10 protein-coding genes are annotated in these 10,332 nt (G+C 59.9%); 7 read left to right on the forward strand and 3 right to left on the reverse strand.

Annotated features, from left to right (window positions below; genetic code table 11):
* Positions 1 to 37: 37 nt before the first annotated feature.
* Entirely contained in the window at positions 38 to 592 is a 555-nt protein-coding gene (locus tag D8U18_RS03925) for a tetratricopeptide repeat protein (protein WP_056855789.1), read from the forward strand.
* 50 nt (positions 593 to 642) lie between these two features.
* On the opposite strand, the gene D8U18_RS03930 is transcribed toward D8U18_RS03925, so the two are convergent.
* A complete protein-coding gene (locus tag D8U18_RS03930) occupies positions 643 to 972 on the reverse strand; it encodes a DUF1820 family protein (RefSeq protein ID WP_003185742.1) in 330 nt (109 codons plus the stop codon).
* A gap of 136 nt (positions 973 to 1,108) precedes the next feature.
* Between D8U18_RS03930 and miaB the strand changes: the two genes are divergently transcribed.
* The 5 genes from miaB to lnt all read left to right on the forward strand — a co-directional run bounded on the left by miaB (position 1,109) and on the right by lnt (position 6,546).
* A complete protein-coding gene (gene miaB / locus D8U18_RS03935) occupies positions 1,109 to 2,437 on the forward strand; it encodes a tRNA (N6-isopentenyl adenosine(37)-C2)-methylthiotransferase MiaB (protein WP_056855790.1) in 1,329 nt (442 codons plus the stop codon).
* A 229-nt stretch (positions 2,438 to 2,666) separates the two neighbouring features.
* Entirely contained in the window at positions 2,667 to 3,674 is a 1,008-nt protein-coding gene (locus D8U18_RS03940) for a PhoH family protein (protein WP_056855791.1), read from the forward strand.
* A complete protein-coding gene (gene ybeY, locus D8U18_RS03945; RefSeq protein ID WP_056855901.1) occupies positions 3,667 to 4,161 on the forward strand; it encodes an rRNA maturation RNase YbeY in 495 nt (164 codons plus the stop codon). Before D8U18_RS03940 ends, ybeY begins: the two co-directional genes overlap by 8 nt.
* 5 nt (positions 4,162 to 4,166) lie before the next feature.
* Entirely contained in the window at positions 4,167 to 5,006 is an 840-nt protein-coding gene (locus D8U18_RS03950; protein WP_007909641.1) for an HlyC/CorC family transporter, read from the forward strand.
* A 16-nt stretch (positions 5,007 to 5,022) separates the two neighbouring features.
* Entirely contained in the window at positions 5,023 to 6,546 is a 1,524-nt protein-coding gene (gene lnt / locus D8U18_RS03955) for an apolipoprotein N-acyltransferase (protein WP_056855793.1), read from the forward strand.
* A gap of 97 nt (positions 6,547 to 6,643) precedes the next feature.
* Here lnt and D8U18_RS03960 read toward each other — a convergent pair whose 3' ends face one another.
* Both D8U18_RS03960 and D8U18_RS03965 read right to left on the reverse strand, forming a co-directional pair.
* The gene (locus tag D8U18_RS03960) at positions 6,644 to 7,405 is read right to left on the reverse strand and encodes a YdcF family protein (RefSeq protein WP_130931189.1); all 762 of its coding nucleotides are present in this window, start codon (positions 7,403 to 7,405) and stop codon (positions 6,644 to 6,646) included.
* A 104-nt stretch (positions 7,406 to 7,509) separates the two neighbouring features.
* The gene (locus tag D8U18_RS03965) at positions 7,510 to 7,830 is read right to left on the reverse strand and encodes a hypothetical protein (protein WP_056855795.1); all 321 of its coding nucleotides are present in this window, start codon (positions 7,828 to 7,830) and stop codon (positions 7,510 to 7,512) included.
* Positions 7,831 to 8,111: 281 nt separating this feature from the next.
* On the opposite strand from D8U18_RS03965, the gene leuS reads away from it, so the two are divergent.
* The coding region (gene leuS / locus D8U18_RS03970; protein ID WP_131107060.1) for a leucine--tRNA ligase at positions 8,112 to 10,332 on the forward strand (2,221 nt) is incomplete at its 3' end.

The following is a 10,332-nucleotide window of genomic DNA, read 5'->3' on the forward strand; positions in this document are numbered from 1 at the left end:
ATGGGTCCGCGCGCCCTTCAGAGGTAAGTCGATTCCCATGAACCGCACCGGCCGCGCCCTTTCACTGGGCTGCCTGTTGCTCCTTCAGCCCCTGCTCGCGCTCGCACAAGCAGGCGGTAACTCGTTGTTAATCCCAGCGATGGGTCGCTGCACCCTCAATACCCAGCCGCAAGACCTGGCACAGGCACTCGCTGCCTGCCAAAAGGCGTCGGATGAAGGGGATGCGCAAGCGCAATACGAGTTGGGTGAATTCTATTACGAAGGCAAAACCGCGCCGCGCGACCTCAACCAAGCCCTGAGCTATTTCGAAAAGGCCTCATTGCAAGGCCACGCTCAGGCGCAATTCAAACTTGGCAGCATGTTCTTCCATGGCGAAGGCGTACCGGCCAACAACGTCCAGGCCTACATCCTGCTGAAAATGGCGGCGGTCAACGGCGCTGAAGAGGCACTGGACACCGCTGACGAAGTCACCGAAAAAATGCCCCGCGAAGAATTGGAAGTCGCGACCCAGGTGCTTGGGCAAATATTCCGTAAATACTTGATGGAATTGCAGAGCGCCGACGGGCGTACACCGTTCGCGCCACTGCCCTGAGCACTGCTGACTGCAAGGTAGCTCGTTGTGGCCAGGGAGCTTGCTGCTGCCTACTTCTCAGGCATCGGCATCGGAAACGGCATGACATTGCCGACCGCGCCGCGGGCTTCGCTGATTTTCGGCGTGCCCAGGCGCTCGACCTCATCGATACGCACGATCGAATGCATCGGCACAAAGCTGCGCACCACACCTTCGAACTGAGCCTTGAGCTTTTCTTCGCTCGGATCGACGACCACTTGCGTGCGCTCGCCAAAGACGAATTCTTCCACTTCCAGAAAACCCCACAGATCACTTTGATAGATCTGCTTGGCGTACATTTCGAACACCTGGCCCTGGTTGAGGAAAATCACCTTGTAGATTGGAGCTTCACGTTTGGTCATGGTGGGCGAGCAACACATCGGGGGATAAAAATGAGGGCGCAAACTATAGCATAGCCATCGGACGCGTAGCGGTAGGAACCTGGGTACATGTTCCCTATAATGCGCGGTTCTTTGAATCACGTGATGACTCTATTCCATGGCCAAGAAGCTTTACATCGAAACCCACGGTTGCCAGATGAACGAGTACGACAGCTCGCGCATGGTCGATCTGCTGGGCGAACACCAGGCCCTGGAAGTCACCGCTCGCGCTGAAGACGCGGACGTGATCCTGCTCAACACCTGCTCGATCCGCGAGCGTGCCCAGGACCGCGTTTATTCGCAGCTCGGCCGTTGGCGCGAACTGAAACTGGCCAACCCGGACATGGTGATCGCCGTCGGCGGTTGCGTGGCCAGCCAGGAAGGCGCGGCGATTCGCGATCGCGCACCGTACGTCGACGTGGTGTTCGGCCCGCAAACCCTGCACCGCCTGCCGGAAATGATCGACGCCGCGCGCAGCAGCAAACTGCCGCAAGTCGACGTCTCGTTTCCGGAAATCGAAAAATTCGACCACCTGCCCGAGCCGCGCATCGATGGGCCAAGCGCCTACGTGTCGGTGATGGAAGGCTGCAGCAAGTACTGCACGTTCTGCGTGGTGCCCTACACCCGCGGTGAAGAAGTCAGCCGGCCGTTCGATGACGTGATCGCCGAGATCATTCACCTGGCCGAAAACGGCGTGCGCGAAGTGACGTTGCTGGGGCAGAACGTCAATGGTTATCGCGGTGCGACCCATGATGGTCGCCTGGCCGATCTGGCGGAGCTGATCCGCGTGGTCGCCGCGGTGGATGGCATCGACCGCATCCGCTACACCACCTCGCATCCGCTGGAGTTCTCCGACAGCCTGATCCAGGCCCACGCCGACGTGCCGGAACTGGTCAAACACCTGCACTTGCCGGTGCAATCGGGTTCGGACCGTATCCTTGCTGCGATGAAGCGCAACCACACCGCGCTGGAATACAAGTCCAAACTGCGCAAGCTGCGCGCCGCCGTGCCGGGCATCTGCATCAGTTCGGACTTTATCGTTGGCTTCCCCGGTGAAACCGAGAAAGATTTCGAACAAACCATGAAGCTGATTCAGGACGTGGGTTTCGACTTTTCCTACTCGTTTGTCTACAGCCAGCGCCCGGGCACACCCGCCGCCGATCTGGCCGACGACACGCCGGAAGAGCTGAAGAAAGAACGCCTGAACGCCCTGCAACATCGACTGAACCAGCAGGGTTTCGAAATCAGCCGACAAATGGTCGGCTCGATCCAGCGCATTCTGGTAACCGATTATTCGAAAAAAGACCCTGGCGAACTGCAGGGCCGGACCGAGAATAACCGTATCGTCAACTTCCGCTGCGACAATCCGACCCTGATCGGCCAGTTCGCCGATGTGCGCATCGATGCGGCGCAGCCGCACTCGCTGCGGGGTTCGCTGCTGCAATAACGGTTTTTTGGAAACATTGAGGATCCTGTGGGAGCTGGCTTGCCAGCGATGGCGGTGCAACAGGCAACAGCTCAGTCGAGGCTGATTGCCTCATCGCTGGCAAGCCAGCTCCCACAGTGGACTGCGTTGATCCTGAGAATGGGCTCATCCATTTAAGAGCTTTCACACCCACGCCTCTGGCGCTATCCTTGAACTCATCACTATTGCCCCAGGGCGGCTAAATACGACCTTGAACGCACCCATCGAACCACATCGTTTCATCCTCGAGCCTTTTGAGGCTCGCCGCTTCGCCAATCTGTGCGGGCAATTCGACGAGCATTTGCGTCTCATCGAACAGCGCCTGACCATCGAGATCCGCAACCGCGGAAACCAGTTCGAGCTGATCGGCGAGCCAAAGCACACCACCTCCGCGGAAAACCTTCTGCGCCGCCTGTACCGGGAAACCAAGGGTACCGAGCTGTCGCCGGACATGGTTCACCTGTTCCTGCAGGAGTCCGCCGTCGAAGAGCTGGACAACCACTCGCCCGCCGAAGCCTCCGTCGCCCTGCGCACCAAGAAAGGCATGATTCGCCCCCGCGGCTTGAATCAGCTGCGCTATGTGAAGGAAATCCTCGGCAACGACATCAACTTCGGCATTGGTCCGGCCGGTACCGGCAAGACCTACCTGGCCGTTGCCTGCGCAGTCGATGCGCTGGAACGCGAACAGATTCGCCGCATCCTGCTGGTGCGTCCGGCGGTTGAGGCGGGTGAAAAACTCGGTTTCCTGCCCGGCGATCTGTCACAGAAGATCGACCCGTACCTGCGCCCGCTCTACGACGCGCTGTACGAAATGCTCGGCTTCGAATACGTGGCCAAGCTGATCGAGCGCCAGGTCATTGAAGTCGCGCCGCTGGCTTACATGCGTGGTCGTACGCTGAACAACAGCTTCATCATTCTCGACGAGAGCCAGAACACCACGGTCGAGCAGATGAAAATGTTCCTGACCCGGATCGGATTCGGCTCCACCGCGGTCATCACCGGCGACATCACTCAGGTCGACCTGCCCCGCGGCACCAAGTCCGGTCTGCACCACGTGATTGAAGTGCTCAAGGATGTGCCGGGCATCAGCTTCACCCACTTCCAGCCCAAGGACGTCGTGCGACATCCGCTGGTGCAGCGGATTGTCGAAGCCTACGAGCGTTTCGAAACCAAAGCGGCCGACGATGCAGCCGCCAGGGAAAGCCGCCGCGATGCTTGAGCTTGACCTGCAAATCGCCACCGAAGCCAGCGCCCCTAGCGAAGCCGAGTTCCGCCAGTGGTGCGAACTGGCCCTGCGCCAGCGTACGGCGGATTCGGAAATGACCATTCGCCTGGTCGACGAAGCCGAAGGCCGCGAGCTGAACCACACCTGGCGGCAAAAGGATTACGCGACCAACGTCCTGTCGTTCCCGGCGGACGTGCCGGACGAGTTTCTCGACATTCCGCTGCTGGGCGATCTGGTGATCTGCGTGGCCGTGGTTGAACGCGAAGCTGCTGAACAAGGCAAGGAACTCAAGGCCCATTGGGCACATCTGGTGATTCATGGCTGCTTGCATCTGTTGGGTTACGACCATATAGATGACGAGGAAGCCGAAGAAATGGAAGCACTGGAACGAACGTTGCTTGCTGAACTGGGCTTTCCCGATCCGTACGCGGACGACGAAACCGACGCATTCCCTACCGAAACAACAAAGGATTCAGAGTAATCGCTATGAGCGAAGATCGATCGAGCAACGGGCAGAAGTCATGGCTGGGTAAGCTCACCCAGGCTTTTGCCCACGAGCCGAAAAACCGCCAGGAGCTGCTGGAGCTTCTGCGCGATGCACACCAGAACAAACTGTTGGACAGCGAAGCGCTGGCCATCGTCGAAGGCGCCATCCAGGTTGCAGACCTGCAAGTACGGGACATCATGGTCCCGCGTTCGCAGATGATCAGCATCAAGGCGACCCAGACACCCCGCGAGTTCCTCCCGGCCGTCGTCGACTCGGCTCACTCCCGTTACCCGGTCATCGGCGAAAGCCACGATGACGTAATGGGCGTGTTGTTGGCCAAGGACTTGCTGCCGTTGATCCTCAAGGAGAACGGCGACAGCTTCAACATCAAGGATCTGCTGCGCCCGGCCACCTTCGTGCCGGAGTCCAAGCGCCTGAACGTGTTGCTGCGCGAGTTCCGCGCCAACCATAACCACATGGCCATCGTCATTGACGAATACGGCGGCGTGGCGGGTCTGGTGACGATCGAAGACGTGCTGGAACAGATCGTCGGCGATATCGAGGACGAGCACGACGTCGAAGAAGACAGCTACATCAAGCCGCTGCCCAGCGGTGACTTCCTGATCAAAGCCCTGACGCCGATCGAGAATTTCAACGAGTTCTTCGACAGCGAATTTTCCGATGACGAGTTCGACACCGTCGGCGGCCTGGTGATGAGCGCGTTCGGGCACTTGCCAAAACGCAACGAAATCACTGAAATCGGCGCCTATCGCTTCCGCATCCTGAACGCCGACAGTCGGCGGATTCATTTGCTGCGACTGACGCCTATCGCCCGGTAAAAACCTAAGGATTGAAATGCGCTGGACAACCCGCCCCGGCTGGCCCGGTAACCTGCTGGCCGTGGCGGCCGGTGCAATCACCACCCTGGCGCTGGCGCCATTCGATATCTGGCCACTGGCATTGCTGGCCGTCGGGCTTTTCTATGCCGGCCTGCGCGAGCTGACTCCACGCCAGGCCCTGGGCCGTGGCTGGTGCTTCGGCTTCGGCCTGTTTGGTGCCGGCACCAGCTGGATCTACTACAGCATTCACCACTTCGGTGGCGCATCGGTGCTGCTGGCCGGTTTCCTGATGCTGATTTTCACGGCGGCGATTGCCTGGTTCTTCGCCCTGCCGGCCTGGCTTTGGGCGCGCTGGCTGCGACGCAACGAAGCTCCGCTGGCGGATGCCCTGGCGTTTGCGGCGCTCTGGGTCGGCCAGGAAGCCTTTCGCGGCTGGTTCCTGACCGGTTTCCCCTGGCTGTATTCCGGTTACAGCCAGCTCGATGGCCCGCTGGCCGGGCTCGCCCCCGTCGGCGGGATGTGGCTGATTTCCTTCTCCCTGGCCCTGACCGCGGCCCTGATCTACAACGGTGTGCGTCTGATCCGCGCCGGGCGTAAAGGCTTCATCGTGATCGGTGCATTGTTGCTGGTCGCTCCGTGGATCGCCGGCATGGCCTTGAAGCACCACGCCTGGACCAGCCCGTCGGGCGCCCCCCTGAGTGTCGCGGCGATCCAGGGCAATATCGAACAGAGCATGAAGTGGGACCCGGCCCAGCTCAATGCACAGCTTGCGCTGTACCGTGACATGAGCATGAGTTCCAAGCGCGTCGACCTGTTGATCTGGCCGGAGACCGCAGTCCCTGTGCTCAAGGAGTCCGCCCAGGGCTACCTGGACATGATGGGTGAGTTCGCGGCAAATCGGGATTCGGCCCTGATTACCGGTGTGCCGATTCGTGAAGTGGTCCATCAGCAGAAGCGCTATTTCAACGGCATTACCGTCGTCGGTGAAGGTGATGGCACCTACCTCAAGCAAAAACTTGTGCCGTTTGGCGAATACGTGCCGTTGCAGGACGTGTTGCGCGGACTGATTGCGTTCTTTGACCTGCCAATGTCGGACTTTGCCCGCGGCCCGGCCGATCAGCCGATGCTGCAAGCCAAGGGGTATCAGATCGCGCCATACATCTGCTACGAAGTGGTCTACCCGGAGTTCGCCGCCGGCCTGGCCGCCCAAAGCGACCTGCTGCTGACGATCAGCAACGACACTTGGTTCGGCACCTCCATCGGCCCGCTGCAACACTTGCAGATGGCGCAGATGCGCGCACTGGAGGCCGGACGCTGGATGATCCGCGCTACCAACAACGGCGTCACCGGGCTGATCAACCCGTTTGGGCAGATCACCGAGCAGATTCCGCAGTTCGAGCGTGGCATTTTGTATGGCGAAGTGGTGCCGATGCACAACCTGACGCCTTACCTGCAATGGCGCTCCTGGCCGCTGATCATCACCTGCGTGTTGCTGTTTGCCTGGGCATTGGTCGCTAACCGGATGGCCAAGACCGTTTAAACCTGACCTGCCTATGTGATGAGCGGGCCTTTTGTGGCGAAAGGGCTTTTGTGGCAGGGGAGCTTGCTCCCTCGCCACAGGTTGTCAATCGATAGACCTATCGATAAAACAACGAATACCCCACCTGCCCCACCGCCTCGTTCATCATCTGCCCGCTCTGCCAGATCGACTTGAACTCTGGCAACCAGCCACCCAGCGGTCGGGCGTTGTCCGTTCCCAAAAAGCCCATCGGTGCCGGCACCACCTCAAACCCGGCCTTGCGGAAACTCCAGGCTGCTCGCGGCATGTGCCAGGCGTGAGTCACCAGCACCACGCGCTTGACCCCTTCGGGTAACAGCACCTGGGCACTGAACTGCGCGTTTTCCCAGGTCGTGCGGCTACGACCTTCCTGCCAGCGCACCGACACGCCGAAATCATCGCGCAAGGAGTCAGCCATCAATTGGGCCTCGGTGGGTGGCGTACCGTAATGCAAACCGCCGCTGGTCAAGATCGGCAGGCCTGAAGCTTTGGCCAGCCGCGCGGCATAGCGTTGACGCTCCAGGCCCACCCCGGTCGGCTGATCGGCGCCCCAAGCCGAATCACCGCGCTCGCGCCCCGAGCCCAGCACCACAATCGCATCAGCGTGTTGCGCCAGTGTTGCCCATTCGCTGAGCGCCAGCGGCGGCTCTCGCTCCAGCAGTGCCGCGCTCCATTGCACGAAAATCGGCAAGCTCATCAGCCAAAAGCCGCCAAAACCCAAGGCAAAACACACGGCAGCCAACTTTGGTCTGGAGCGGCGCCACCACCAGGCAAGCGCCAGCAGCAGCAACAGAAGGCCCGGCGGCAAGAGAAGTTGTTTCACGAAATAACGAAAAGGCATCGAGCATCTCCATAAAGATGCCCGAAGCCTAAGTGGGTTGATGCAGTGCGACAATGAATACGCAAGGACTATGCTTCAAAAAACCCTGGAGCATGGCTCGATACCTACTTGAACTGCATAGACCGGACCTTTACCGCGTCTCTGCCAGGTACCTTGTCCTTGAGCCAGATAATCTTGGCTGAGCGTGGTGCGTCGAGTTGCTTTACTGCCTCGGACAAGCATCCGTGTGTCTCACGCTCACTGCGATCCAGATACGCCTTGACCAAAGCAAACTCAGCGGGGCTCAAACCACGCAATTCCAGCTCCAGCGGACGTTCATCACGCAACCGGCCTGCGGTTTTCGCCGCTTCCAGGGCCAATCCAAGACGATCAATCAGTCTTTCGTACAACTCCGGTTTTGTAGCTTTGCGTCGTGACTCAACCATCCCTCACCTCATTGGAAGATAAGACCTACTCCCCAGTTAGAGCTTAGCTTCCATGAACAAACCGGCTGAGCGCCGCGACCAACGGCCCTCGCGGCGTTTTTCGCAAGACGCGTGGCAGCAATCAGGGTTTCCCTCGATAGAGCACGGTCATGTATGCTACGGCGCTTCCTGTAACTCCACTTCCAGCTCGTCTGGGCACGGAAACGCCGAATTGGCGCCCTTACCGTCCAGCGTCGCATTGAAGAGGATTAGGCCACCCCTATTCAGTTCAAAAAGTAGCCATGCACGAACAATATCAGCCCCGTGAAATCGAAGCCGCCGCCCAGTCGTTCTGGGACGAGCAAAAGTCCTTTGAAGTCAGTGAACAGCCAGGCAAGGAGACTTACTACTGCCTGTCGATGTTCCCTTACCCCAGCGGCAAGCTACACATGGGGCACGTGCGCAACTACACCATTGGCGACGTGATCTCCCGCTACCAGCGCATGCAAGGCAAGAACGTTCTGCAACCGATGGGTTGGGACGCCTTCGGCATGCCGGCGGAGAACGCCGCGATGAAGAACAACGTAGCGCCCGCCAAGTGGACCTACGAAAACATCGCCTACATGAAAAACCAGCTGCGCAGCCTGGGCCTGGCGGTGGACTGGTCGCGTGAAGTGACCACTTGCAAGCCCGATTACTACCGCTGGGAACAATGGCTGTTCACTCGCCTGTTCGAAAAAGGCGTGATCTACAAGAAAAGCGGCACCGTGAACTGGGACCCGGTCGACCAGACGGTACTGGCCAACGAACAGGTAATCGACGGTCGCGGCTGGCGCTCCGGCGCGCTGATCGAAAAGCGCGAAATCCCGATGTACTACTTCAAGATCACCGCCTACGCGGATGAACTGCTGGAGAGTCTCGATGATCTGCCGGGCTGGCCTGAACAGGTCAAGACCATGCAGCGCAACTGGATCGGCAAGTCCCGCGGCATGGAAGTGCAATTCCCGTACAACGTCGATTCCATCGGCGAAGCCGGCACACTCAAGGTATTCACCACCCGTCCGGACACCTTGATGGGCGCGACTTACGTCGCTGTGGCTGCCGAGCACCACCTGGCTACCCTGGCCGCACAGAACAACCCTGAGCTGCAAGCGTTCATCGCTGAATGCAAGGGCGGCAGCGTGGCTGAAGCCGACGTTGCCACTCAAGAGAAGAAAGGCCTGCCGACCGGCCTGTTCGTCGAGCACCCGCTGACGGGCGAAAAACTGCCGGTGTGGGTCGCCAACTACGTACTGATGCACTACGGCGATGGTGCGGTCATGGCGGTTCCGGCCCACGACGAGCGCGATTTCGAATTCGCCCACAAGTACAACCTGCCGGTCAAATCGGTGGTGCGCACCAGCGCTGGCGACACCAATCCGGCGCCATGGCAAGACGCCTATGGCGAACACGGCACGCTGATCAATTCCGGCGAGTTTGACGGCCTGGACTTCGCCGGCGCTTTCGACGCGATTGAAGTGGCGTTGATCAAGAAATCACTGGGCGCCTCGCGCACCCAATTCCGCCTGCGCGACTGGGGCATCAGCCGTCAGCGCTACTGGGGCTGCCCGATCCCGATCATTCACTGCGCGGCCTGCGGCGACGTTCCGGTACCGGAAGATCAACTGCCCGTCGTGTTGCCGGAAGATGTCGTACCGGACGGCGCCGGTTCGCCACTGGCGCGCATGCCCGAGTTCTACGAATGCAGCTGCCCGAAATGCGGCCAGCCTGCCAAGCGTGAAACCGACACCATGGACACCTTCGTCGAGTCCTCGTGGTACTACGCGCGCTACGCCTCGCCGCACTTTGAAGGTGGCCTGGTGGAAAAATCGGCGGCCGACCACTGGTTGCCGGTGGATCAGTACATCGGCGGTATCGAGCACGCGATTCTTCACCTGCTCTACGCACGCTTCTTCCACAAGCTGATGCGCGACGAAGGCCTGGTGAGCTCCAACGAGCCGTTCAAGAACCTGCTGACCCAGGGCATGGTGATCGCCGAGACGTACTATCGCCGCGAAGCCAACGGTGCTTACACCTGGTTCAACCCGGCGGACGTTGAACTCGAACGCGACAGCAAAGCCAAGGTCATCAGCGCCAAATTGAAATCCGACGGTTTGCCGGTGGAAATCGGCGGCACCGAGAAGATGGCCAAGTCAAAGAACAACGGCGTCGACCCACAGTCGATGATCGACCAGTTCGGCGCAGACACCTGCCGCCTGTTCATGATGTTCGCTTCGCCACCCGACATGAGCGCGGAATGGTCCGACTCCGGCGTGGAAGGTTCGCACCGTTTCCTCAAGCGCGTCTGGCGTCTGGCTCAGGCACATGTCAGCCAGGGCCTGCCGGGCAAACTCGACGTTGCCAGCCTGAATGACGAACAGAAAGCCGTGCGTCGCTCGATCCACCTGGCCATCAAGCAAGCCAGCCAGGACGTCGGCCAGAACCACAAATTCAACACCGCCATCGCCCAGGTGATGACGCTGA

The sequence above is a fragment of the Pseudomonas sp. Sample_10 genome (assembly GCF_004321495.1).
Lineage (GTDB): Bacteria > Pseudomonadota > Gammaproteobacteria > Pseudomonadales > Pseudomonadaceae > Aquipseudomonas.